The sequence below is a fragment of the Mycobacterium sp. NGS58 genome (genome assembly GCF_059812385.1).
The window spans coordinates 109,861-134,494 of sequence record NZ_JCALCO010000006.1; the positions used below are offsets into that span (position 1 = coordinate 109,861).

The following is a 24,634-nucleotide window of genomic DNA, read 5'->3' on the forward strand; positions in this document are numbered from 1 at the left end:
TGCGGTGAGTGGATTCTATGAGCATTGAGGTATCCAACGAATCGGGTATCGACGTCTCCGAAGCCGAACTGATCAGCGTCGCGCGGTTCGTCATCGCCAAGATGGACGTCAATCCGGCTGCCGAGCTGTCGATGGTGCTGCTGGACACCGCCGCGATGGCCGACCTGCACATGCGCTGGATGGATCTGCCCGGCCCGACCGACGTGATGAGCTTTCCGATGGACGAGCTCGAGCCGGGCGGGCGGCCGGATGCCCCCGAGCCGGGACCCTCGATGCTGGGCGACATCGTGCTGTGCCCGGAGTTCGCTGCCGGCCAGGCGGCCTCGGCGGGTCACAGTCTGGGGCACGAGCTGGCGCTCCTGGCCATCCACGGCGTGCTTCACCTGATCGGCTACGACCACGCCGAGCCGGACGAGGAGAAGGAGATGTTCGCCCTGCAGGACCGGCTGCTCGAAGAATGGGTCGCCGAGCAGGTCGAGGCCTACCATCAGGACCGCCAAGAGGAGCGGGACCGCCGATTGCTGGACAAGTCAAGGTATTTCGACAATTGAGGGCACTCAAAATTCTGGCGGCAGCCGCCATCGCCTTCGCACCGTTGCCGGTGTGGGTCATCACCGACACCGAGGCGCGGGCGGCCCCGTGCGCGGGTGCGGGATCGAACCCCGTCGCCTGCGAGCACTGCATGTTCTACGTGAACGCCTATCACACGGCGAACGTGTGCAACGAGGACCGCCACGGCGTCCAGGGGCCCCCCAGCAACGCGCCCTCACCGGTTCCGCACGTTCCCGTTCCGGTGTACGAGCCGCCCCCGATCCCGTTGCCGGCGGAGAGCCCGCTGGTACTTCCGCCGCCCAACTCCGGTCAAAGCCCCGTCCCGGTGGTGGAGATCAATCCGCCGGGCCCGGACACGCCACGAAACGCCCCGGTGGTGGCACCGCCGCGGGGGCTGGATGCGCCGTCGCTGGCGATTGCGGCGGCCAAGGCCGCGCCGGTCACGCGCGTCGACCCCGCCAACCCACCGAAGCCGCCTACGCAGGTTGATTTCGACCAGCAGGTGCAGAACGTCGTGACTACCCACCGGGACAACGTCGACATCCTCAAGATTGACGATCAGAAGTTCGTCCGGCCGCGCCACTGGGACTACATCGACTACGACGACGCCTATCGCCGTCCGACGATCTACAACCCGCTCAGTCAGCCCGTGACGTTCCGTTACTTCTACAACGGCGCCTATCAGCAGGCGTACCTGCCGCGCGGAGCGCGGATAGTGCTCGACGCCACCACCGTCGGCGTCGTCCCGTTCACCGCGGTCAGCGACAGCTACGTCGCTGCCGGCAGCTTCTACGGCGCAGGTTCGATACCGCCGAACGACCCCAACGCCGCGACGGCGCCGGACCGCAAGCCGGCGCCCCCGAGGCTCTACGACACCGTCACGGTGTCCGTACCCGCCAAAGGCGAAATCGTCGAAGTGGGCCACGTGGCGGTGGTGGGTCACGACGGCAGCCAACCCGCGGGCGGCCAGGACACCTTCCTGCTCGACGACTCCACCCTGGCCTGGGGGCAGATCGACAACTCCAGCAGCGCCCCCGCCCAGATCAGGGTGATCAAGACCCAGCCGACGCCGGGCGTCGGGCCGACCGACGACGGCAGCTTCTTGGTGCTGCTGGCCGTCCACCATCAGGAGCCAGGTCAGCCCCAGCAATCCGGGTGGACCCTACCGCTGCGCTTCGGCGGGTTCGCGGTAGTGGTGGGCCTGATCGCCTGGCTGCTCAACCGCCGTAATCGGAACGAGGAGCAGCGAGCCGAGGAGCAGAAGGCGCAGGAGGAGAAGGCCGGCACCTAGCGGTCGCCGTCATCGGCACCGACCGACCGCTAAACTGCAGCTCAAAGCCACAGGGGAGTCAGTGACCAAGTCAAGGTATCTCGACAATTGACGGGCTGGTCTGAGCTGCTCGGTGCAGTCGCGCTGATCGCGCTGGGCGGACTGTTCGCGGCGATCGATGCGGCCATCAGCACGGTGTCGCTGGCCCGGGTCCAGGAGTTGGTGCGCGACGAGCGGCCCGGCGCGGTGGCCCTGTCCAAGGTGATGTCGGAGCGGCCGCGCTACATCAACCTGGTGGTACTGCTGCGAATCGCCTGCGAGATCACGGCGACGGTACTGCTGGTGGTGTTTCTCTACGACAACTTCGGGCTGAAATGGGGATTGTTCGGCGCGGCCGCCATCATGGTGGTGACCAGCTTCGTCGTCATGGGAGTGGGGCCACGCACCCTCGGCCGTCAAAACGCCTACTCCATCGCGCTGACCACAGTGCTTCCGCTGCAGGCGATCTCGTGGCTGTTGATGCCGATCAGCCGGTTGCTGGTGGTGCTGGGTAATGCGGTGACTCCCGGCCGCGGCCTGCGGAACGGGCCGTTCGCCTCCGAGATCGAACTGCGTGAAGTCGTCGATCTGGCCCAGCAGCGCGGCGTCGTCGCGGCCGAAGAGCGCAGGATGATCCAGTCGGTCTTCGAGCTCGGTGACACCCCGGCCCGCGAGGTGATGGTGCCGCGCACCGAGATGATCTGGATCGAAAGCGACAAGTTCGCCAGCCAGGCCATCAACCTGGCGGTGCGCAGCGGGCATTCCCGCATCCCGGTGATCGGTGAGAACGTCGACGACATCGTCGGCGTCGTGTATTTGAAAGACCTTGTCCAGCAGACGGTTTTGTCTGGGGACGGCGGCCGGACCCCGCCGGTGTCGAAGGTGATGCGTCCGGCGGTCTTCGTGCCGGATTCCAAGCCTCTGGATTCGCTGCTGCGGGAAATGCAGCGCGACCGCAACCACATGGCTCTTCTCGTCGACGAGTACGGCGCGATCGCCGGCCTGGTCAGCATCGAAGATGTGCTGGAGGAAATCGTCGGTGAGATCGCCGACGAGTACGACGAGGCGGAGACGGCGCCGGTCGAAGACCTGGGCGACAAGCACTTCCGGGTGTCGGCGCGGCTGCCGATCGAGGATCTGGGCGAGCTGTATGACGTGGAATTCGACGACGACCTCGACGTCGACACCGTCGGAGGGCTGCTCGCACTGGAATTGGGACGGGTGCCGCTGCCGGGCGCTGAGGTGGTTTCACACGGCCTGCGGTTGCATGCCGAGGGCGGCACCGATCACCGTGGCCGGGTGCGCATCAACACCGTCCTGCTCAGCCCTGCCGAATCGGGCGATTCTTCCGATGGCGAGGAACCGGAGCAGCATGACTGAATTTCGCTCCGGCTTCGTATGCCTGGTCGGCCGCCCCAACACCGGGAAATCGACGCTGACGAACGCGCTCGTCGGGACCAAGGTCGCGATCACCTCGATGCGGCCGCAGACCACCCGGCACACCATCCGCGGCATCGTGCATCGAGAGGACTTTCAGATCATCCTGGTTGACACCCCGGGCCTGCACCGGCCGCGCACCCTGCTGGGCCAGCGGTTGAACGACCTTGTGCGCGATACCTATTCCGAAGTCGACGTGATCGGGCTGTGCATTCCGGCCGACGAAGCGATCGGTCCGGGAGACCGGTGGATCGTCGATCAGATCCGTTCGACCGCGCCGAAAACGACTTTGATCGCGATCGTCACCAAGATCGACAAGACGCCCAGAGATCGGGTAGCCGCGCAGCTGGTGGCGGTCAGCGAGCTGGTCGGTGACTCGGCCGAGATCGTCCCGGTGTCGGCGGCGACGGGGTCGCAGGTCGACGTCTTGATCGACGTGCTGGCCGCCGCACTGCCGCCCGGGCCGGCGTACTACCCCGACGGCGAGCTGACCGACGAACCCGAAGAGGTCCTGATGGCCGAACTCATCCGGGAGGCCGCCCTCGAAGGTGTTCGCGACGAGCTGCCGCATTCGTTGGCGGTGGTCATCGACGAAGTCAACCCGCGGGCGGACCGTGACGACCTGATCGACGTCCACGCTCTGCTCTACGTCGAACGCGACAGCCAGAAGGGGATCGTCATCGGCAAAGGTGGCGCCCGGCTGCGGGAGGTCGGGACCGCCGCGCGCGCCCAGATCGAAAAGTTGTTGGGCACCAAGGTTTACCTCGACCTGCGCGTCAAGGTCGCCAAAAACTGGCAGAGCGACCCTAAACAGCTTGGCCGGCTTGGGTTTTAGGGCATGTGGGACCGGCGCACGCCCATGCGCGGCTAACCGGCGCCGCCGGTGTCACCAGGTTTGGTGAACGTTGTCATGGGTAGCCGCGCCGGTCGCAAGCCAGGGATTTGAGGCGCCGATGCACCGTGATCAGAAGGTAGCAGGTCCGCTTTATCGAAGGTCATGGGTGCAACCAACCGCGTGCCCCCGGATACCGTCAAAGCCGTTGGTAACCGGGTGATGTCGAGGCCGCGGGGCAATCGAAGCAACCGCTCGAAGGGTCAGGCCAGCACTCGGATGGTCTGCATCGACGGATCCGCCGCGTCGGGAAGATTCATGCCGGCGTTGGCGCCGGAGCACAGGTAATCCAGCACCGCGTCATTGAGACGTTCGCCGGGGACAACGGCGGGAATGCCCGGTGGGTAGGGCGTGATCTGTTCGGCGGCGATCCGGCCGCCGGTGCTGTCGGTGGGTATCGCCTCGACTCGTCCGAAAAACGCCTCGCGGGGCAACTCGACGGTTTCCAATTGCAGGTCCGTGGGCGACGGCAGCGCGATGCGCGGCGCCGGCGCGAAGTCGTCGGCCGCGGTTCGCCAAGCCCGCAAAGCATCGGTGAGACGTCCCAGTGTTTGCTTGTCGTCGGCCATGGACAAGGTGGCCAGGATGCGACGGTGATCGGTCATCCCCACATCGATGTGTGCGTGCGCGCGCAGCCAGTCGGCGGCCTGATAACCCGATGTGCCCGTGGCCGATACGTCGATCAGCACCTGCATCCGGTCCAGGTCATGAGAGGCCTGGACCCCGAGCAGCTCGTCGTCGAGCACCTGCACGTCGGGAATGAGTTCGATTTCTGCGCGGACTTGCCGCGTCAAATCCATTGCGGTCCCGAGCAATTCGTGACCACCTCTACCATCTGCCGGCGCCACCCGTCCATGGCCGCATACAGGAGGACGTTGGGGCTGGTGGTCATCAGCAGATCCGCGCAGCTGGACAGGCGGTCCCGATCGATCAAATTCCCCTGCACGTGGAACACCGAGCCCTGCTCGAAACCCGCGCCCATCTTGTGCACGCTGACCACGCAGACATCCGCGCCCGCATCCATCGCCCAGGTCGGCAGGTCCTCATGGAACGGCAGGTGGGCCCCCCACGCTTCGTCGATGATCAACGGCTTTCCGCGCCGATGGCACACCTCGGCGATGCCGGCGATGTCGGCGCAGGTGCCATACGGGCTTGGGCTCACGACGAGCGCGCCGGAGGCGTCCGGGTGCTTATCCCAGGCTTGTTCAACCTGCTGGGGCGAGGGCGATTGCGAAAAGTGGTGCTCGGCATCCCATCGGGGGTGATCCAGCGCGGCTGCACACCGGAGAAGATCAGCCCCGCCACGATCGACTTGTGGCTGTCGCGCCCGACCAGGAGGCTGCCGTCACCGCCGGCGACGGCCATCATCGCCGCCCTGACCGATAGTGAACTGCCACAGGTGGAAAACCAGGCGACCTCGGCGCCCACGGCTTCGGCCATCAGGTCTTCGGCGTGCTTGAGGTATCCGTTCCTGGTTCTGCGGTCATCCAGCCCGCCACTGGCCAGCACGTCGTCCAGGAACGGCTCGCGGCCCAGGACTGCGAGGACCCGGCCGTCGGCACCGCGGCCCTGCCGGTGGCCCGGCGGTGTAAACCCGTACCGGTTCTGGTCCCGGTAATCGGCCAGCGCATCGAGCAAAGGAGCGGTCGACTGGTCCATGCCGGGCGGGTACCCGGCCGTCGGCGGCTAATTCGCGCCGACACCTGCAAAAGCGCGCGTGGGATGTGCGCCGGGGGCGTCAGCTCGAGGCGCCGGGTACGTCGGTGGTCTGGTCCCACCAAGACTGGGGCTGTTGGCTGGCCCATCCGCAGACGGCTTCCAGCTCGGCGGCCAGCGAAATCAGCATGCCCTCGCTGTTCGCCGGACCCATCAGCTGCACGCCGATCGGCAAGCCGTCGGACGTGAAGCCGGCGGGGACATTGATCGACGGCCAGCCCAGCACGTTCCACGGGAAGGTCAGCGGGCACGCCGCGATCATGGCGCGGTCGGTGCCGAAGCCACTCAACCGGTCGAAGGCGCGGGCCAGCGGCGGCGGCTGGGCCGTGGTCGGCGCCAGCACGACGTCGACGATGTCGAAGATCGATCCCACCCGGCGCTGGTCGGCCGCTTCGTGGTGGCGGGCGCTGCGCAGGATCGCCTGTCCCAGCACCGCGCCCAGACGCAGGTTGGACAGGGTTCGGGGGTCCAGCACCACGCCGTCGCCCAGCCGCTCCTCCCAATCGCGGAGGCCCGAGGTGGACCGGGCGAGGAAGTCCCAGGACAGCCGCATGCCGTAGTCCGGGTTGCCGGGCACCACGGTGTGGCCGAGCAGTTCGAGTTGCTTGCCGACGGCCCGCGTCGCGGCCAGGATTTCCGGGTGCAGCTTCGGCCGGAAGCCGGTGTACGGGAACCGGGTGGACAGCGCGATGTTCAGCGGGCCGGGCGCTTTACCGACATAGTCGGACGCGGTGATCGGGGGCGGCTTGTGCCGGTCGCCCTCGACATTGCCCGACGCCGCGTCGAGCACCAGCGCCGCATCGGCCACGGTCCGGGCCAGCACGCCATTGACAGTGATGCCGTTGAACGCCTCCGGCAACGGCCAGGTCGAGATGCGTCCACGCTGCGGCTTGATGCCCACCAAATGTGTCCACGCCGCCGGTATGCGGATACTGCCGGCGCCGTCGGAGCCGATCGCGGCCGTGACCAGGCCGGCCGCCACCGCCGCGGCGCTGCCGCCCGACGATCCGCCGGGGGTGTGCCGGCGCGACCAGGGGTTGCGGGTATGCCCGAAACCGGGCCCGCTGGTGAACGGCCATTGTCCGAGTTCGCAGGTGTTGGTCTTGCCGACGATCACGGCGCCGGCCGCCTTGAGCCGGCGCACCACCTCGGCGTCGTGCATGGCGGGCGCGACCGATCCCTCGGTCCCGAAGGCGGTGGGCACCCCGGCAACGTCGACGTCGTCTTTCACCGCGATCGGAATCCCCAGCAGGGGGGCGGTGTCCCCGGCCGCGCGCCGCCGGTCGGCCTCCGCCGCGTCGGCCAGCGCCGAGTCGGTGAGCACCACCCGGAAGGCGTTCAGCGTGGGCTGGCTGGCGTGGATGGCGTGCAGGGAGCGACCCACCAATGTGGTGGACGTCACCGAGCGGCTGGCGAGTTGATAGAGCAGGTCAGTGAGTGTGGGCAGGCGCCGGTGGCCGGATCCGGCAATGGACCCGGGACCCGTCCCAGAAGCGCCAATCACGGGGTACGAGACTAACGGCGCGGATACCCGTAATGTCGCGGCGGGGTGCAAAACTATTGTGATGCGGCTATACCGAGACCGGGCTGTTGTGTTGCGCCAGCACAAGCTCGGCGAAGCCGACCGGATCGTCACGTTGCTTACTCGTGATCACGGACTGGTCCGCGCGGTCGCCAAGGGCGTGCGCCGCACCCGCAGCAAATTTGGTGCGCGGCTGGAGCCGTTTGCGCACATCGATGTGCAATTACATCCCGGCCGCAACCTCGACATCGTCACCCAGGTCGTCTCCATCGACGCGTTCGCCACCGACATCGTCAACGACTACGGGCGTTACACCTGCGGCTGCGCCATGCTGGAAACCGCCGAGCGCCTCGCCGGCGAGGAGCGGGCGCCCGCCCCGGCCTTGCACGGGCTCACGGTGAGCGCGTTGCGGGCGGTGGCCGACGGCCGGCGGTCCCGGGGCCTCCTGCTGGACGCCTACCTGCTGCGCGCGATGGGCATCGCCGGATGGGCGCCGGCGCTGGGCGAGTGCGCCCGGTGCGCCACGCCCGGTCCCCATCGGGCGTTCCACGTCGGCGCCGGCGGCAGCGTCTGTGCACACTGCCGGCCGGCGGGTTCGACGACACCGCCGCCGGGGGTGCTGGATCTGATGTCCGCGCTGCACGACGGCGATTGGGACTTCGCCGAGAAGACGCCGCAATCGCACCGCAACTACGTCAGCGGTCTGGTGGCCGCGCACCTGCAGTGGCATCTGGAGCGGCAGCTCAAGACGTTGCCGCTCGTGGAACGGACGTATCACGTCGACCGGACCATCGCCGACCAGCGCGCGGCGCTGATCGGGCAGGATATGGACTGTGGCTAAACTCTGGGCCGGCGGCTCGGGGCGAAAGGCCGAGCCCGCCACGGCGCCAGCCGATTTCCCGCAGTTGGACCCCGCGCCCGACGACTATCCGGTATTTCCCGACAAGTCGACCTGGCCGGTCGTCTTTCCGGAGTTGCCGCCGTCCCCTGACGGGGGGCCGTCTCGGCCACCACAGCACATCTCGAAGGCGGCCCCGCCCAGGATCGAGGCCGCCCGACTGCCCAACCATGTGGCCATCGTGATGGACGGCAATGGCCGCTGGGCCACCCAACAGGGCCTGAGCCGCACCGACGGCCATAAGGCCGGCGAGGCGGTCGTCATCGACATCGTCTGCGGCGCAATCGAGATCGGTATCAAATGGCTCAGCCTCTACGCCTTCTCGACCGAAAACTGGAAGCGTTCGCCCGAAGAGGTTCGCTTCCTGATGGGGTTCAACCGTGACGTGGTCCGCATGCGCCGGGTGAACCTCAAGGCGATCGGGGTCAAAATCCGGTGGGTGGGTTCACGGCCCCGCCTCTGGCGCAGCGTGATCAACGAGTTGGCGATCGCGGAGGATATGACGAAAGACAACGACGTCATCACCGTGAACTACTGCGTCAACTACGGTGGGCGCGCCGAAATCGCCGAAGCCACAAAGGAAATTGCGCGCCTGGCCGCCGCGGGCCGACTGAACCCGGAGCGCATCAGCGAGTCGACGGTGACGCATCACCTGCAGCGACCCGACATTCCCGACGTCGACTTGTTTCTGCGGACCTCGGGGGAGCATCGGTCCAGCAATTTCATGTTGTGGCAGGCCGCGTACGCCGAGTATGTATTTCAGGACAAGCTCTGGCCCGACTACGACCGCCGCGATTTATGGGCCGCGTGTGAGGAATACGCTTCCCGCAACCGCAGATTCGGGAGCGCATGATGCCGTCGCTGCAGGAACGGTTGGCTGCGATACTCGGCGACGTCCTTCCGCTCGACGAGGAGCCCGACGGCGCGGTCACGGTGCGCCACGACGGCACCATCGCCTCGTTGCGCGTGGTGAATATCGCCGAAGGCCTCGACCTAGTATCGCTCACCCAGATCCTGGCCTGGGATCTGCCGCTGACCAAGAAGGTCAGCGAGCAGGTCGCCGCGCAGGCCCGCGACAGCAATTTCGGCAGTGTGAGCCTGATCGAGAAGGTCAATGAGAAGGCCGTGCAACGCAACTCGGGCAAGGGTGCGTCGAAAACCGCCGACGTAATGCTGCGGTACAACTTTCCCGGCGGCGGCCTGACCGACGAGGCCCTCAGGACGCTGATCCTGTTGGTGCTGGACACCGGCGCCGGGATACGTCGGACGCTGATGGCGTAATCGGCTATCGGCCGTCGCAATCCGAACAGGTGCCGAAGATTTCGATGGTGTGGCTGACGTCGGAGAAGCCGTGTGTGGCGGCCACTTCCGCCGCCCACTCCTCGACCTCGTGATCGCCCACCTCGATGGTGGCGCCGCAGGTGCGGCAGACCAGGTGGTGGTGATGGTGCTCGGAACACCTGCGGTAGACCGACTCACCGGTGTCGGTGCGCAGCGTGTCGATCATCCCGGCCGCGGCCATCGACTGCAGCGTCCGGTAAACGGTGGTCAGGCCGATGTTCTCGCCGCGGCGGCGCAGCTCGTCATGCAGCTCCTGGGCCGAGCGGAACTCATCGAGCGTCTCCAGCAGCGTGGAGATCGCCGCGCGCTGCCGGGTAGAACGGACGCTCACCCCGGTCATTGGCGCCACTCCTTCTCATTGCTAGGCGCTGCATCGTCGCTGGCGCGGGTCATTGTCGCGGCTCCTCACTGGCGTGCGCGACGGCGTCCACCACGATGTGCGCAAGGTGATGATCGGCGAGGCGGTAGAGCACTTCGCGACCGGATCGCTCCCCGGTGACCACCCCGGCCGCCTTGAGAATCTTCAGATGCTGGCTGACCAGCGGCTGGGGCACGCCGAGCGCATCCACCAGCTCGTGCACGCAGCGATGGGACTCGCGCAACTGCAACACGATCGCGATACGCACGGGCGCGGCCAGCGCGCGCAGCAACTCGCCGGCGGCGTCGAGGATGTCCCGGGGCGGCGGGACGGGGTAGGCGGCCAAACCGGGGTGCCCACCGGCGCCGAGCGCGTCGGGGTCGTGGCCGACCACGCCCGGGTCCGCGTCGCCGTCTTGCGCGGCCGGCATCGAGGCAGAAGGTGACGGGGACGTCATCATGGGAGCGGCATCACCTCGAAAGTGCCAGGTAGTGGGAAAAGTTTCCGCCATTGAATGTCGTTATCGGCTGCCATCCACTGTCACATGCATGATGACGCATGTCAAAGACCACGGCGTCGATCGCTACCATGACTGATGCTCTGCGCACCGCGGTCGATCGCCGCGCGTGCCCGCCCGAACCCGGAAAGGGAGTGCACCACGCCGTGGCGTCCGTCATCGACACCGTAGTGAACCTGGCCAAACGGCGCGGCTTCGTCTTTCCCTCCGGGGAGATCTACGGCGGCACTCGGTCGGCGTGGGATTACGGCCCGCTGGGTGTGGAGTTCAAAGAGAACATCAAACGGCAGTGGTGGCGCTCGGTGGTCAGCGGTCGCGATGACGTTGTGGGACTGGATTCGTCGATCATCTTGCCCCGGCAGGTGTGGGTCGCCTCGGGCCATGTCCAGGTCTTTCACGACCCGCTGGTCGAATCGCTGATCACCCACAAGCGCTATCGCGCCGACCACCTCATCGAGGCATACGAGGCGAAACATGGGCACCCGCCGCCCAACGGCCTGGCCGACATCCGCGATCCAGAGACCGGCGAGCCGGGCCAATGGACCGAGCCGCGCGAATTCAACATGATGCTCAAGACTTACCTGGGCCCGATCGAGACCGAGGAGGGTCTGCACTACCTGCGCCCGGAGACCGCGCAGGGCATCTTCGTCAACTTCGCCAACGTAGTGACGACCGCCCGCAAGAAGCCGCCTTTCGGTATCGGCCAGATCGGCAAGAGTTTTCGCAACGAGATAACCCCGGGCAACTTCATTTTCCGGACCCGCGAGTTCGAACAAATGGAAATGGAGTTCTTCGTCGAGCCCTCGACCGCGAAGGAATGGCATCAGTACTGGATCGACACCCGGCTGCAATGGTATGTCGACCTGGGCATCGACCCGGAGAACTTGCGGTTATTTGAACATCCAGCCGACAAGCTGTCGCACTACTCCGATCGCACCGTCGATATCGAGTACAAGTTCGGTTTCGCCGGTAATCCCTGGGGCGAGTTGGAAGGTGTTGCGAACCGGACCGATTTCGACTTGTCGACGCATGCTAAGCATTCCGGCGTCGACCTGTCGTTTTACGATCAGGTCACCGACACCCGGTACACGCCCTACGTGATCGAGCCGGCCGCCGGCCTGACGCGATCGTTCATGGCGTTCTTGATCGACGCCTACACAGAGGACGAAGCCCCGAATGCCAAGGGCAAGATGGAGAAACGCACGGTTCTGCGCCTCGACCCGCGCCTGTCTCCGGTCAAAGCCGCGGTGCTTCCGCTGTCCCGCCACGCCGACTTGAGTCCCAAAGCGCGAGACTTGGCCGCCGAGTTACGCAAATTCTGGAATATCGATTTCGACGACGCCGGTGCGATCGGGCGACGTTATCGGCGCCAGGACGAGATTGGCACACCGTTCTGCGTGACGGTGGATTTCGACTCGCTCGAAGACGATGCAGTGACGGTGCGCCGGCGCGACGACATGTCCCAGGAACGGGTCGCTATGAATGCGGTCTCGGAGTATTTGGCGGTGCGCCTTAAGGGCTGTTAGTCGTCCCTCCTGACCCCGGCTCGTGGATTTTCTGTGCCTGGACATCCGGCCATCTGATCGTCCCGCCCGGGCGGCGATAAGTCATCACTTACTCCGGATATTGTTAAATCGAGGGTTTGTTTTAAACTTCGGCCTTTCGCGTGGGGTGCCTCAAGGTCTTCGTTGCGGTATAAGTAGTAGCTAATGGCCGCGGGCGGACGTCGAGCCGTCCGGGGTAGTAGCCGTTGACTCGGTCGGTTGGGGTTGCGATTGATTCCCGCGTTTGTGTTCTTCCCTCCTGAGATCAACTCGGCCTTGATATTTGGCGGCCCGGGATCCGGACCTCTGCTCGAGGCGGCCTCGGCGTGGGATGGGCTGGCGGCCGAGTTGTCGTCCTCGGCATCGTCTTTTCACACCGTGGTTTCGGATCTGGCCAGTGGTCCCTGGCTGGGGCCGTCGTCGACCTCGATGACCGCGGCCTCGGCGCCCTACGTGGAATGGCTGCTCATCGCCGCGGCACAGGCAGAGGTGGCGGCGTTGCAGGCCCGGATGGCGGCCCTGGCCTTTGAGGGGGCTTTGGTGGCGACGGTGCCACTGCCGGAGGTGTTGGCGAATCGGGCCAGGCTGCTCGTCTTGATAGCGACGAACTTTCTGGGCCTGAACACGGCGGCGATCGCGCAGACCGAGTTTGAGTACGTCGAGATGTGGGCGCGGGATGTGGCCGCGATGCTGGGCTATCAGGCCGGGGCTCAATCGATGGCGGAGGCATTGCCGAATTTCAGCGTTCCGCCCGCGGCCCTCGGGGGCGGCGCGCCATCCGCGGACGGGGCGGACCTGGCCGGGTTGGTGACCGCCCCCTTGACTTTTGCGTCGCAGTTCTTGCAGGGCTTGTCGTCGCTGGGAACCGCGTTCGCCTCGCAGCTGCAGTCGGTGTTTTCGGCCCTCTCGCCGGCCGTCTCGTCGTTGACGTCACTGCTTTTGTCGACGCCGGTGGCCGCGTTGACGACGGCCGCGCAGGCCGGAGCGTACCCGGCAACCGCGTTGATGACGCCCATGGTGACGCTCGCGCAAAGTACGGGCCCGGCAGCGGCGGCACCGACACCCGTGCCTCCACTGGCGCCGGCACCGGGGTTGGTCGGTGCGACCAACGCGCCCCTCAGCGCGCCACCTAGCTCGGGTGGCGCGTTAACGGACCTGCAGCCGTTGGCCGGTGGGGGGTTGGGCGCCTTGGGCGTTGCGACGGCGGGGCTAGGCAGTGCGCGATTCGTCGGGTCGATGTCGGTGCCCGCCGCGTGGCAAGGGTCGATGCCGGCCTACATCGCCGCTCCGGCGATGTCGGGTGCGGGCTCTGGAGCTCCGGTTGCGGTGGGATCAACCGGAACCGGAAATGGCGTGCCGATGGCGGCGGTGCCGGTGAACGAGAAGAACCCCGAGGGCGAGGACCGGGGGACCAGGGCGCAGGTGGTGAGATCTCGTCCCAAAGTTGTTCCGCGCGGCCGGCGCGGATAGCGCGACGATGCTGCTGTTGCAGACGTGCATATTGTGCAAAGCGGCGAGAATTAAATACTTTTTGATTTGTCGACCTGCGCGGTAACACGCGGTGTAACGCGACGCGTAATTCATCGGGTGCGCCGGGTAAGACCAACCGCCCGCCTACTCGTCCAACCGAAGAAACCGGTCGAGAACCGACGCCCGCGACCCTTGAGCGGCCTCGTCTCGCCATCGAAGCCCGGCCTCGGTTCCATCCCTAAAGTGTTGTGTATCAACACATTATGAATTGATGACACCCGGCCGCACGAAACGTCGCACCAAGCGTCGGACACCGGCCGTCGTCCACGCGCGTGACGGCGTCCGGGCCGGCCGTCGTCGAGGAGTTGACGACGGGTCGCGCGCCGTTGAGCATGTGTTCGACAAAAATAATGTTCGGCAAGTCCCGCATATTTTGTTCAGTTTGTCTTACGATGTGAGCCGGTGGGCGTGAATTCGATTCGCCACAGCGCCTGAACGCTTTAATCGGCTGTGGAAGGGGGCAAGGGTGCTTTTGCCTCTCGGTTCGCCGTTGCCGGATGACACGGTGTCGGCAGTTCGCGGTGAGTCCGGCATGCTCGGTGGTCTGTCGGTCCCGCTCAAGTGGGGCGTGGTCGTCCCGCCGGATGACTATGACCATTGGGCGCCGAAGTCGGACGGCGCCGAAGCTCGCGAAGAGAAGGCGGACGGTGCGCGTAGCGGCTGGGAAAACGACCGTACCCCGGGCGTGGTACCGCATTCCCCGGCGGCTGGTTAAAGGCGGAGCGAACACCTAAAGCCGCTGCGATCGCCGGCGTCAGGCGCTGCTCAGAATCGGCCGCCGCCACCCATGAAACCGCCGCCGGATGCACCCGGGCTGCCGCCGAACGAGGTCGGGCTCCAGCCGCCGAATCCGCCCCGCATGCCTCCGCCGAGGACGTTGCCGATGATGATGCCGCCGAGCATCGCACCCATGTCGCTGCCGCCGCGGCCCATGTAGGCCCGCTGCGCCAGTTGCACGTCGTCGTTAGCCAGGGACTGCGCCGTGGCAGCCAGCGTCGACGCCGCATTGGCGTGCGCGATCGCCTCGGTCGGCAGCGTCGATCGTTTGTCCTGCGCGGCTTGGAGATGCCGTTTGGCTTCGGCCAGCCGGGTGCGCGCCTCGGGACCGATGCTGCCCCGACGGGTGTCTACGTAGTCCGACACCGCGCGCACCCGCGACTGCGCGGTGAACAACGCCTGCTCCATTGACCGGTTCAGCTGTTCGGCGGCGGCCTGCTCGGAGGCCAGCGTGGCCAGTAGCCCATTGAGGGCGGCGTCGGCCTTGGTCAACTGTGCGAACTCGCCCAGCGGATCGTCGGAAGCACCGGCTCGTGCGCGTTCGACGGCCGTGATGGCCGCGTCGCGCGCCGCGATCAGATCAGTGGTGTGGACGGTTTTGACGTTCGATGTCTTGCGCAACAGTTCGTCGGCGCGCGCGATGTCGTTCTGGATGTCGGTCATCGCCGACGGCAGCCTGTCGATGGCGTGCTGGATGTCCCCGGCCGCGTGGTCAACCGCGTCGAGCAACGCGTGCGCTTGGCCCAGCGCTGATTCGGCGGCCCGGACGGCGTCGACCAGACGGGACTGCTGCCCGCTGACGGCTTGGGCGGCAAGCTCACGGCCGGTGCCGATGTTGCGGTCGGCGAACGCCAGCCGCTCCTTGGCCGCCGTGACATTGCCGGACACCGACGTGAGCGCGGCGGCGCTGAAGTCCTTGTGCAGTGCGGCAAGTCGTTGATCGGCCGGCGCGATGCGGGTGGTGAGTTCCACGTATTGCTGCGTCAGTGCGTCCAGGCGGGCGGGTGCATTGATCACCAAATCGCGCAACTGCTCGAATGCTTCGGTTTGCGACTCCAGCTCGCGGTCGGCGCGCGCCGCCGAGACGATCACCCGGGTGAGCAGGTCGCGGCGCTGCGCCGGTGTCTCGGGCATCGCGTCGTCGAGTTGCTGGCGGATCGTGAAAGCCTGGGCCAGAGCAGCTTTGGCGTTCGTCACCGCCTGCGTGAACGGCTGGGTGCGGTCCTCGCCGAATTCGGCGACTGCCAGATCCAGTTCGTTGGCGCTGGTGCGTATCGCATTGTCGACGTCCACCACCAATGCACGGGAGAGGTCGTCGAGTGCCTGCGACGGCACCTCCGCCAGCGCGTTGGCGTCGGTGGGATCGACTCGTCGTGCCGCGGCCAACGCCGCGGCGCGACGGCGCCTGCGGCGGTAACGCATGACCAGCAGCAGGACTGCCAGTGCGATGAGGATGCCGGCCAATACGGCCAGCAGCGCCACTCGGCCCGATGAGCCCGGCGAGGCGTCCAGGCCGTTGGCCGCCGCCACGGCGGCGCCGCTCCAATCGCCGTTGTGCAGCGCGGGTTCGATCCTGTTGCGCCGCAACTTGTCGACCTGATTTGCGTTGACACTCTTGATCGTGGACGGCACCAGGAAGGCATACGCACGGCTCACGGTGCCGATAGCCAGCAGCGCGTCGTAGTCGCCGAGGTCGCTGCTGCTCACGGTCCGTTGTGCCCACTCGGCCGCGGGCTGCCCGGAGAAGTTGTCGACGTAGACCACCCACAGCCGGATGTGGCGGTCGGTGTACAGCTTGTTCAGCGCGGCCGTTACCGCACTGCGCCCGGAATCCGACAGCGCCCCCGCGTTGTCGGTGATGTAGTCGGCCAACCGGAGGGGTGGCTGCGCGCCCGCGGGCGGAGCCAGCAGCAACCCGCCGCTGAAGCTGAGGATCGTCGCGATCACGGCGATCAGGCGAGCGGTGCGCATAGGGCCAATCTAGCGCCGTGACGATGCACGCCAGTAGGCCTGAGTCGAGGCGAACTTCGCCAGGCAATCCCTGGCAGACTGTGCGTCGGTGACCGGGAATCAGCACGACCCATACGACGACTTCGACCGTCAGCGACGCGTGGCCGAAGCGCCGAAGACTGCGGGTCTGCCGGGCACCGAGGGGCAGCACCGCACGGACTTCGCCCGCGATCGCGCACGGGTCCTGCACAGCGCCGCATTACGCCGGTTGGCCGACAAGACCCAGGTGGTCGGGCCCCGAGAGGGCGACACACCGCGCACCCGGCTGACGCACTCGCTCGAGGTGGCCCAGATCGGGCGCGGGATGGCGATCGGCCTGGGCTGCGACCTCGACTTGGTCGAGCTGGCGGGTCTGGCCCACGACATCGGCCACCCGCCGTACGGCCACAACGGCGAACACGCGCTCGATGAGGTCGCGACGGACTATGGCGGCTTCGAGGGCAACGCCCAGAACTTTCGAATCCTGACCAGCCTTGAACCCAAAGTCCTTGATGCACAGGGCAATAGCGCAGGGCTGAATTTGACTCGTGCGTCGCTGGACGCGGTCACCAAGTATCCCTGGCCGCGCGGCGAAGGGCGACGCAAATTCGGGTTTTACGACGACGACCGCGAGCCGGCCGCCTGGGTTCGGGCGGGTGCCCCGGAGGGCCGGATGTGCCTGGAAGCGCAGGTCATGGACTGGGCCGACGATGTGGCGTATTCGGTCCACGACGTCGAGGACGGTGTGGTGTCTCAACGCATAGACCTGCGGGTGCTTGCCGACGATGACGAGGCCGCCGCATTGGCCGCGCTGGGCGAAACCGAATTCTCCCGGGTGCGCGCCGACGACTTCATGGCGGCCGCGCGTAGGCTCTCCGCCCTGCCGGTGGTCGCGGCCGTGGGCAAATACGACGCTACATTGGCGGCCTCGGTCGCGCTGAAGCGATTGACCAGTGAATTGGTCGGCAGGTTCGCCTCCGCGGCCATCGCGACCACCCGGGCGGCGGCCGGTCCCGGACCGCTGGTGCGTTACCGGGCCGAGTTGCAGGTTCCCGACTTGGTGCGCGCCGAGGTTGCCTTGCTGAAAATCTTGGCGCTGCAATTCATCATGTCCGATCCGCGGCATCAGGAGACTCAAGCCCGACAGCGTGAACGCATCCACCGGGTGGCGCACTGGCTGTATGCCGGGGCGCCCCGAACGCTCGATCCGGTGTTCGCTGCGGCCTTCAACACCGCCGCCGACGGGGCCGGCCGGTGGCGAGTCATCGTCGATCAGATCGCGTCGTACACCGAGGGCCGCCTCGAACGGATCGACGTTCGCCAGGCCGGGCCGTAGTCACCGGTGGGCATCAAGTCGTCCGGTCCGGGGATCAGCGGAGCCGCCGCGAGTTAGGCTCCCCGACATGAAGAAATTCAGCGGCTCGCCCTTTGTGGCCTCCTTCTTGATGGGACTTCCCGTCGTCGCCATGACTGCCTGCAGTTCACCGCAGCATGCGAGCACCCAACCGGGCACCACGCCTCCGGTGAAAAGTGGCGCTCCGACGTCGTCCGGTGAGACGACCACCCCGGCACCCGCCGGCGGCTCGCTCACCGCGGAGCTCAAGACGCCCGATGGCCGGTCGGCGGCCACCGCGACCTTCGACTTCACCGGCGGCTATGTGACCGTCACCGTGAAGACGACGGCTCCTGGCATCCTGACGCCCGGCATCCACGGCCTGCATGTGCACGAGATCGGCAAGTGCGAGCCCAACTCGGTGGCTCCCACCGGCGGTGCACCCGGGAACTTCCTGTCCGCCGGCGGTCATTACCAGGCCCCCGGCCACACCGGTAAGCCGGAAAGCGGCGATCTGACGTCCCTCGAGGTCCGTCAGGATGGCTCGGCATACCTGGTCACCACCACCGATTCGTTCAACCGGGACGATCTGCTGGCGGGCCACAAGACCGCGCTGATGCTGCACGGCGCCCAGGACAGCGAGAACGCGATGGAGCGGGTCGCCTGCGGTGTCATCGGTACGGGCTAGCGTTCGACGTCGCGCCTTAGACTGAGCCGATGTCAAGCCCGGCAGGTTCACGCGCGGAGGGCGATGGCCGTGCCCGGGGTCGCGGCCGGATTCCCGACCGCGATATCGCGGCCATCCGGGAACGGGTGCGCATCGATGAAGTCATCGGCGATTACGTCCAATTGCGGCGTGCCGGAGCCGATTCGCTCAAAGGCCTGTGCCCGTTCCACGACGAGAAGTCGCCGTCGTTTCACGTCCGCCCCAACCACGGGCACTTTCACTGCTTCGGCTGTGGCGAGGGCGGCGACGTCTACGCGTTCATCCAGAAGATCGAACACGTCAGCTTCGTCGAGGCCGTCGAACTGCTGGCCGACCGGATCGGCCACACCATCAATTACTCCGGCTCGGCCACCAGCGTTCAGCGGGACCGCGGCAGCCGCAGCCGACTCGTCGCGGCCAACGCCGCGGCGGCGGAGTTCTATGCGGAGGCGCTGGAATCCGACGAGGCCGCACCGGCACGGCAGTACCTGACCGAGCGGAACTTCGACGCCGACGCGGCCCGTCACTTCGGTTGCGGCTTTGCGCCGTCGGGCTGGGATTCGCTGACGAAGCATCTGGTGCGCAAGGGTTTCGAGTTCAAGGAACTGGAATCGGCGGGCCTGTCGAGGCAGGGTCGCCGCGGACCGATGGACCGCTTCCACCGCCGGTTGTTGTGGCCTATCCGGAGTTCAGCCGGCGAGGTGATCGGTTTCGGTGCCCGGCGGCTGTTCGACGACGACCCGATGGAAGCCAAGTACATCAACACGCCAGAGACGCTGCTGTACAAGAAGTCGAACGTGATGTTCGGCATCGACTTGGCCAAACGCGACATCGCCAAAGGCCACCAGGCCGTCGTCGTCGAGGGCTACACCGATGTGATGGCGATGCATCTGAGTGGGGTCACCACCGCGGTCGCCTCGTGCGGCACCGCGTTCGGCGATGAGCATCTGTCGATGCTGCGCCGACTGATGATGGACGACAGCTTCTTTCGCGGCGAACTGATCTACGTTTTCGACGGCGACGCGGCCGGGCGGGCCGCCGCGCTCAAGGCGTTCGGCGGCGAGCAGAACCTGGCGGGGCAGTCGTTTGTGGCCGTCGCGCCCGACGGCATGGATCCCTGCGATCTGCGGCTGAAATCCGGCGACGGGGCGCTGCGCGATCTGGTGGCGCGGCGAACGCCGCTGTTCGAATTCGCGATTCGCTCGGCGCTCGCCGAGATGGATCTGGACAGTGCCGAGGGCCGGGTTGCCGCGCTGCGCCGCTGCGTGCCGATGGTGAGCCAGATCAAGGACCCCACCCTGCGCGACGAGTACGCCCGTCAGCTCGCGGGGTGGGTCGGCTGGGACGACGTCGCGCAAGTCATCGACCGGGTGCGCGGCCAAGCCAAAACCACCAGTTCTCAGGCCCGCGGCGGTGCTGGGCCCCGGGCTTCCCGCCGCGCGGCCCAGCCGGCGCCGGACGCGGCCCAGTCCACCACCGGCCGCCCGGACCCGCGCGACCCCACCCTGTGGCCACAACGGGAGGCGCTCAAGGCGGCCCTGCAGTACCCGGCGTTCGCGGGGCCGGTGTTCGACACGCTGACCGTCGAGAGCTTCACCCATCCCGGGTACGCGGCGATCCGCGCGGCCATCGAGACCGCCGGTGGCACGTCGAGCGGGATCACCGGCGCGCAGTGGATCGAGGCGGTGCGCGATCAGGCCTCCTCGCCCTTGACGGCCGGCCTCGCCAGCGAACTGGGTGTGGAGGCCATCCAGGTCGACGAGGAGAAGCTGCCGCGCTACATCGGCGGTGTGCTGGCCCGGCTACAGGAGGTGTGGATGGGCCGGCAGATCGCCGAAGTGAAGTCGAAGCTGCAGCGCATGTCGCCGATCGACCAGGGCGACGAGTACCACGCTCTATTCGGCGACCTGGTGGCGATGGAGTCCTATCGTCGCAGTCTGCTGGAACAGGCTAGCGGCGGCGATTAGACGGCGTCAGCGCTTCGGCCGAGCCCTCGACGTCGCGTTCCATGATGGCCGTCTGGTCGTCGATCTCTGTCAGCGTGACGAAACCGGCGTCGGGGGAGATCCGATTGGCGACCTTGCGCCGTCCCCCTTCGATCATTGACTTGGCCACCGGACTGCTGGTCAGCGCGCGATAGGTGCCGACGAGCTGCTCGTACCGGCGACGCCCGGCCTTCGAGCCCAGCACGTAACCCAGTCCAAGCACCACGACATACCGGATCAAGACGTTCCTCCCGACGATCGATGGCTTCCATCCTGCCTCACCGGCCGGCGACCCGCTGCGCCGCGCTTGCGATCGGGGCGGTCCACACTAGTTGGGTGCGGTCGTGCCAGTACGCTAGAGTCGTCCCGCGATCGGGTTAGTCCCCTGTAGCTCAATTGGCAGAGCATTCGGCTGTTAACCGAAGGGTTCCTGGTTCGAGTCCAGGCGGGGGAGCATTTTCTTAGCCGGCGGCGGCCTGACGTGCCGTCCGCCCCGGGGTGGGCACCAAGCCCAAATGCTCGCGCAACGTCTGCCCGCGGTATTCGGTACGGAAGCTACCGCGCTCCTGCAGCAGCGGGACCACCTTCTCGACGAACTCGTCGAGCCCATGAGGCGTCAGGTGGGGCACCAGGATGAAGCCGTCGCAGGCATCCGACTGCACATAGCGATCGATCTCTTCGGCGACCTGCCCCGGAGTCCCGACGAACTGCTGGCGGCTGGTCACTTCGATGATCAGCTCGCGGATCGACAGGTGCTCGGCTTCGGCTCGGGCGCGCCAGGTTTCAGCGACCGCCCTGGGATCACCGTGCCGCACCCGCCCTCGGGTGATGTTCGGGTTTTCGGCGGTCTCGACCTCGGGCAAGGGCCCGTCGGGGTCGTAGGCCGAAAGGTCCACGCCCCACACCTGTTCGAGGAACGCGATCGCGGTCGGGCCGCTCACCTGCTGCTCGCGGATGAAACGGGCGTTGTCCTGCGCCTCGGCCGGGGTGTCACCCAGTGCGAACGTCGCGCCAGGCAGCACCTTGAGCTGGTTGGGGTCCCGCCCGTAGGCCGCAGCGCGGCTCTTCACGTCGGCGTAGTAGCGCCGGCCCGCCTCGAGCGACCCGTGCAACGTGAACAGGGCATCGGCGTGCCTGGCGCCGAAGTCGCGACCGTCGTCGGAGTCACCGGCCTGCAGCAGCACCGGGTGGCCTTGCGGCCCGGCGGGCAGCGAGGCGACGCCGCGGACGCCGAAATGCGGGCCGTCGTGTTCGACGCTGCCGATGAGGGCCGGATCGGCATAGACTCCGGCGTCGACGTCGGCAACCACGGCCTCGGGTGCCCAACTGTCCCAGAACCGCCGCGCCACGGTGATGAATTCCTCGGCTCGGCGGTAGCGGTCGGCATGGGCGAGGAACCCGCCGCGGCGGAAGTTCTCCCCGGTGAACGCGTCCGAGGACGTCACCATGTTCCATCCCGCCCGACCGTCGGACAGGTGATCCAGCGTCGCGAATTGCCTTGCCACCTCGTAGGGTTCGTTGAACGTGGTGTTGATGGTGCCGGCGAGGCCAAGGTGAGTGGTCACTGCAGCGAGCGCCGCCAGCACCGTGAAGGTGTCGGGCCTGCCGACGACGTCGAGGTCGTGAATCTTGCCGCGATGCTCACGCAGCCGCAGGCCCTCGGCCAAGAAGAAGAAGTCGAACAGGCCCCGTTCGGCCGACTCGGCAAGGTGCACGAACGATTCGAACGCGATCTGGCTGCCCGCGCTCGGATCGGACCAGACCGTGGTGTTGTTCACCCCGGGGAAGTGCGCGCCGAGGTGTATCTGCTTGCGGTGGCGGGCTTCTCGAATGGTCATCCGGTCAGTCCCCATCGCTTGGCGATCAGTTCGTGCGAGCGCAGCCGGTCGGCATGCCGGTGTGTCACCGAGGTGATCACCAGTTCATCGGCATCGGTGGCTCGGCGCAGCAGCTCGAGCCGGTCGGCGATCTCGTCCGGGTTGCCGACGAATTGTGTCGCGGTGCGATCGGCCACCAGCGCCTGCTCGTCCTCGGTCAGGGGCTGGCAGAAGTCGGGATCCGGGTAGGGGATGGCACCCTGGCCGCTGCGAATGGAGTGCACCCAGCGGCCGTAGCCGGATGCGAGATGGCGTGCGGTCGCGCTGTCCTCGGCGACCACGACGTCGGCCGACACCACCACATACGGCGCCGATAGCCGGGCGGAGGGGCGGAATGCGTTGCGATACGCGGTGATCGCGTCGATCGCGGTGCCCGGGGTGATGTGGTAGCTCGCGACAAACGGAAGTCCACGCGCGCCGGCCACTTCCGCGCTTTGGCCCTTGGTGCTGCCGAAGATCCACGGAGTCAACTGGGCGTGCTCGCCCGGGACGGCATGTAGCTCATGGCCATTGACGGTGTAGGTACCGTCCAGCATCGCTTCGATATCGGCCAGCTGTTCGGCGAAGTCCGGGGGTTGCGCGCACGGCTGGCTGAGGACCATGCCCTGGGCCCGGATCCGGTCGCTTTTCATCAGCGGCGTCTGATCGAAGGGCGCGGGAATGACGACGCCGGCTACCTCACGCCAGGGCGTGGGCGCACGTTCGGTGACGGCCGGAGGCGACGTGGCCGCCTCTTGGCGCCGCTGCCCGGATCGGCCCAATCCCATGTCGATGCGGCCCGGATAGAGCGCGTCGAGGATGCCAAAGCTTTCCACCACGGCAAGCGCCGTCGTGTGGCCCACCTGTACCGCCGCCGACCCGACGTGGATTCGCTCGGTGGCCGCGGCGATTTGGCCGATCAGGGTCACCGGCGATGAGCTGGCCACCGCGACGAAGTGGTGCTCGGCGAGCCAGTAGCGCCGGTAGCCCCATCGCTCGGCGTGCTGGGCGAGGTCGATGGTGTTGCGCAGTGCCGTCGCGGCGTCCCCGCCGGCGCTGATAGGCGCCAGGTCGAGGATCGACAGGGGAGTGACGGTCATGACGGCACCGTCGCGTAGCGGTTCGGTGCCGGCGCCAGACCCAGGCGTTCGCGCAGTGTCTCGCGGTCGCGGTAGCCGGCGCGGAATCGGCCGGCACGCTGCAGTCGCGGAACCAGGTCGTCGACGATGGCGGGCAGGTCGATGGCGTTGATCGCGGGCCGCAGCCGCACCCCGTCGACCCCGGCTTCCTGCCATGCGAGCAGAAGTTCCGCCAGATCGCTTGTGCTGCCGATGAATACATGCGCATCGGACGTGAGGGCCGCCGCCGGCGCCAACGGATCGTCGGCCAGCGACACCACCAGGTCCGCGTAAACCAGGAGCCGCCGGCCCACGGCGCACTGCGCCTGGCCTACCTCGGCCAGGATCTCGCGTAGCGAACTCTCGTCGTGCGGGGTGACGAACACCAGGTCGGCGCTGGCGGCAGCGAAGTCGTAGGCGGCGTGTGCCAGCGCCGTCACCACCGGCTGGCCCTGAGGTGGGCGCGGCGTGATCGAGGGGCCCTTGACCGAGAAGTATTGCCCGGTGAAGTCGATGTAATGCAGCTTGTCACGGTCGATGTAGCGGCTGGTCGCGACATCGCGGATGACGGCGCCGTCCTCCCAACTGTCCCAAAGGCGGCGCACCACCTCGACGGCGTCGGCCGCCTCGTCGAACAGTTCGTCGGCGTCGGGGGCGGACCGCCGGCCGAACAGCGCCGCTTCGTGCGCCGTCGGGCTCACCCGAATCTGCCAGCCGGCCCGGCCGTGCGAGATATGGTCGAGCGTCGCAATCGCTTTCGAGACGTGGAACGGCTCTGTATGCGTGACCGTTGCAACGGGAATCAAGCCGATGTGTCGAGTGACCGGCGCGATCCGGGCGGCCACCAACGTGGCATCCGCGCGACCCGCCAGGCGCCGCGGCGAGATTTCCGCCCGGCGCCCGGGTTGCGCGTCCAGGCTGTCGTCAATCGTGAGGAAATCCAGCAGCCCACGCTCCGCGGTGGCGGCCAGCGCGGCCCAATAGCGGCCGCTGAGTTGGCCGCCACCGGTCGCGTTGTGCGCGAACGCGTGTCGCCACGCCTGGGGATGCCAACCGTAGCCATCCAGGCCCACTGCCAGATGCAGCTCGGTCATCAGCGCTCCGCGAAAGTGGCGCCGTCGCGCATGGTGGTCATAACCCACTGTGCAACGCTGCAGCCGGCGATGCATTCCGCGACCGCGTTATGTTCAGCGTGAGTAATACTTCGCCGATCTCAAGCCTGCCGAACGCGGCGATGACGGTTTGGTGCAGGCT

20 protein-coding genes, 1 tRNA gene and 2 pseudogenes are annotated in these 24,634 nt (G+C 67.1%); 14 read left to right on the forward strand and 9 right to left on the reverse strand.

The features are described 5' to 3' along the window. Positions 1-17: 17 nt before the first annotated feature. The 4 genes from ybeY (at position 18) to era (ending at position 4,133) form a co-directional block, all read left to right on the forward strand. On the forward strand, positions 18-551 hold the full coding sequence (ybeY, locus tag AC5Y4H_RS08035) for an rRNA maturation RNase YbeY (RefSeq protein WP_499980136.1): 534 nt from the start codon (positions 18-20) through the stop codon (positions 549-551). Beyond that, a complete protein-coding gene (locus AC5Y4H_RS08040) occupies positions 548-1,843 on the forward strand; it encodes a hypothetical protein (RefSeq protein ID WP_499980137.1) in 1,296 nt (431 codons plus the stop codon). The genes ybeY and AC5Y4H_RS08040 overlap by 4 nt, the downstream gene beginning before the upstream one ends. Positions 1,844-1,930: 87 nt before the next feature. Further along, positions 1,931-3,241 carry a hemolysin family protein gene (locus AC5Y4H_RS08045; RefSeq protein WP_499980139.1) on the forward strand — a complete coding sequence of 437 codons (1,311 nt, stop codon included), beginning with the start codon at positions 1,931-1,933 and terminating at the stop codon, positions 3,239-3,241. Beyond that, positions 3,234-4,133: a GTPase Era gene (era, locus tag AC5Y4H_RS08050; RefSeq protein ID WP_499980140.1), complete on the forward strand. Its 900-nt coding sequence runs from the start codon at positions 3,234-3,236 to the stop codon at positions 4,131-4,133. Before AC5Y4H_RS08045 ends, era begins: the two co-directional genes overlap by 8 nt. Positions 4,134-4,393: 260 nt before the next feature. On the opposite strand, the pseudogene AC5Y4H_RS08055 reads toward era, so the two are convergent. Continuing rightward, positions 4,394-5,849, reverse strand: a pseudogene (locus tag AC5Y4H_RS08055) (aminotransferase class I/II-fold pyridoxal phosphate-dependent enzyme). A gap of 79 nt (positions 5,850-5,928) precedes the next feature. Further along, positions 5,929-7,410, reverse strand: a complete 1,482-nt coding sequence (locus tag AC5Y4H_RS08060; protein ID WP_499980141.1) for an amidase — start codon at positions 7,408-7,410, stop codon at positions 5,929-5,931. Between the two features lie 61 nt (positions 7,411-7,471). Between AC5Y4H_RS08060 and recO the strand changes: the two genes are divergently transcribed. From recO to AC5Y4H_RS08075, 3 genes are read left to right on the forward strand one after another with little or no spacing between them, the layout of a single operon-like run. Then, positions 7,472-8,269, forward strand: coding sequence for a DNA repair protein RecO (recO, locus tag AC5Y4H_RS08065; protein ID WP_499980142.1), 798 nt, complete (start codon positions 7,472-7,474; stop codon positions 8,267-8,269). Beyond that, complete coding sequence (locus AC5Y4H_RS08070; RefSeq protein WP_499980143.1) at positions 8,262-9,179, forward strand: decaprenyl diphosphate synthase; 918 nt, start codon at positions 8,262-8,264, stop codon at positions 9,177-9,179. The genes recO and AC5Y4H_RS08070 overlap by 8 nt, the downstream gene beginning before the upstream one ends. Beyond that, positions 9,179-9,607, forward strand: coding sequence for a hypothetical protein (locus AC5Y4H_RS08075; protein ID WP_499980296.1), 429 nt, complete (start codon positions 9,179-9,181; stop codon positions 9,605-9,607). The genes AC5Y4H_RS08070 and AC5Y4H_RS08075 overlap by 1 nt, the downstream gene beginning before the upstream one ends. Positions 9,608-9,611: 4 nt before the next feature. Here the strand turns inward: AC5Y4H_RS08075 and AC5Y4H_RS08080 are convergent, their stop codons facing one another. Beyond that, entirely contained in the window at positions 9,612-10,007 is a 396-nt protein-coding gene (locus AC5Y4H_RS08080) for a Fur family transcriptional regulator (protein WP_499980145.1), read from the reverse strand. Between the two features lie 49 nt (positions 10,008-10,056). Continuing rightward, positions 10,057-10,485, reverse strand: coding sequence for an ArsR/SmtB family transcription factor (locus tag AC5Y4H_RS08085; protein WP_499980146.1), 429 nt, complete (start codon positions 10,483-10,485; stop codon positions 10,057-10,059). Between the two features lie 191 nt (positions 10,486-10,676). Between AC5Y4H_RS08085 and AC5Y4H_RS08090 the strand changes: the two genes are divergently transcribed. The 3 genes and pseudogenes from AC5Y4H_RS08090 to AC5Y4H_RS08100 form a co-directional block, all read left to right on the forward strand. Continuing rightward, complete coding sequence (locus AC5Y4H_RS08090) at positions 10,677-12,068, forward strand: glycine--tRNA ligase (RefSeq protein WP_499980298.1); 1,392 nt, start codon at positions 10,677-10,679, stop codon at positions 12,066-12,068. A gap of 249 nt (positions 12,069-12,317) precedes the next feature. Next, complete coding sequence (locus AC5Y4H_RS08095; RefSeq protein WP_499980302.1) at positions 12,318-13,556, forward strand: PPE family protein; 1,239 nt, start codon at positions 12,318-12,320, stop codon at positions 13,554-13,556. Between the two features lie 526 nt (positions 13,557-14,082). Then, positions 14,083-14,242 (forward strand): annotated as a pseudogene (locus tag AC5Y4H_RS08100) (hypothetical protein); the annotation flags it as partial. 139 nt (positions 14,243-14,381) lie between these two features. On the opposite strand, the gene AC5Y4H_RS08105 reads toward AC5Y4H_RS08100, so the two are convergent. Further along, positions 14,382-16,364, reverse strand: coding sequence for a TPM domain-containing protein (locus AC5Y4H_RS08105; RefSeq protein WP_499980147.1), 1,983 nt, complete (start codon positions 16,362-16,364; stop codon positions 14,382-14,384). Positions 16,365-16,452: 88 nt separating this feature from the next. On the opposite strand from AC5Y4H_RS08105, the gene AC5Y4H_RS08110 reads away from it, so the two are divergent. The 3 genes from AC5Y4H_RS08110 (at position 16,453) to dnaG (ending at position 20,388) form a co-directional block, all read left to right on the forward strand. Next, the gene (locus AC5Y4H_RS08110) at positions 16,453-17,718 is read left to right on the forward strand and encodes a deoxyguanosinetriphosphate triphosphohydrolase (RefSeq protein WP_499980148.1); all 1,266 of its coding nucleotides are present in this window, start codon (positions 16,453-16,455) and stop codon (positions 17,716-17,718) included. 67 nt (positions 17,719-17,785) lie between these two features. Beyond that, on the forward strand, positions 17,786-18,403 hold the full coding sequence (gene sodC, locus AC5Y4H_RS08115) for a superoxide dismutase[Cu-Zn] (protein WP_499980149.1): 618 nt from the start codon (positions 17,786-17,788) through the stop codon (positions 18,401-18,403). Positions 18,404-18,432: 29 nt separating this feature from the next. Next, complete coding sequence (dnaG, locus tag AC5Y4H_RS08120) at positions 18,433-20,388, forward strand: DNA primase (RefSeq protein ID WP_499980151.1); 1,956 nt, start codon at positions 18,433-18,435, stop codon at positions 20,386-20,388. On the opposite strand, the gene AC5Y4H_RS08125 is transcribed toward dnaG, so the two are convergent. Further along, the gene (locus AC5Y4H_RS08125) at positions 20,372-20,647 is read right to left on the reverse strand and encodes a hypothetical protein (RefSeq protein WP_499980153.1); all 276 of its coding nucleotides are present in this window, start codon (positions 20,645-20,647) and stop codon (positions 20,372-20,374) included. The two genes, dnaG and AC5Y4H_RS08125, sit on opposite strands and share 17 nt — an antisense overlap. 140 nt (positions 20,648-20,787) lie before the next feature. Here AC5Y4H_RS08125 and AC5Y4H_RS08130 point away from each other — a divergent pair. Continuing rightward, positions 20,788-20,860 (forward strand) — tRNA-Asn (locus tag AC5Y4H_RS08130). Between the two features lie 7 nt (positions 20,861-20,867). Here AC5Y4H_RS08130 and AC5Y4H_RS08135 read toward each other — a convergent pair. Genes AC5Y4H_RS08135 through AC5Y4H_RS08145 form a run of 3 tightly spaced genes read right to left on the reverse strand, consistent with a single transcriptional unit; the run spans position 20,868 to position 24,474 of the window. Next, entirely contained in the window at positions 20,868-22,244 is a 1,377-nt protein-coding gene (locus AC5Y4H_RS08135) for an NtaA/DmoA family FMN-dependent monooxygenase (RefSeq protein ID WP_499980154.1), read from the reverse strand. After that, the gene (locus AC5Y4H_RS08140; protein ID WP_499980156.1) at positions 22,241-23,362 is read right to left on the reverse strand and encodes an LLM class flavin-dependent oxidoreductase; all 1,122 of its coding nucleotides are present in this window, start codon (positions 23,360-23,362) and stop codon (positions 22,241-22,243) included. Before AC5Y4H_RS08140 ends, AC5Y4H_RS08135 begins: the two co-directional genes overlap by 4 nt. Then, complete coding sequence (locus AC5Y4H_RS08145; protein WP_499980157.1) at positions 23,359-24,474, reverse strand: LLM class flavin-dependent oxidoreductase; 1,116 nt, start codon at positions 24,472-24,474, stop codon at positions 23,359-23,361. Before AC5Y4H_RS08145 ends, AC5Y4H_RS08140 begins: the two co-directional genes overlap by 4 nt. Between the last annotated feature and the right edge of the window lie 160 nt (positions 24,475-24,634).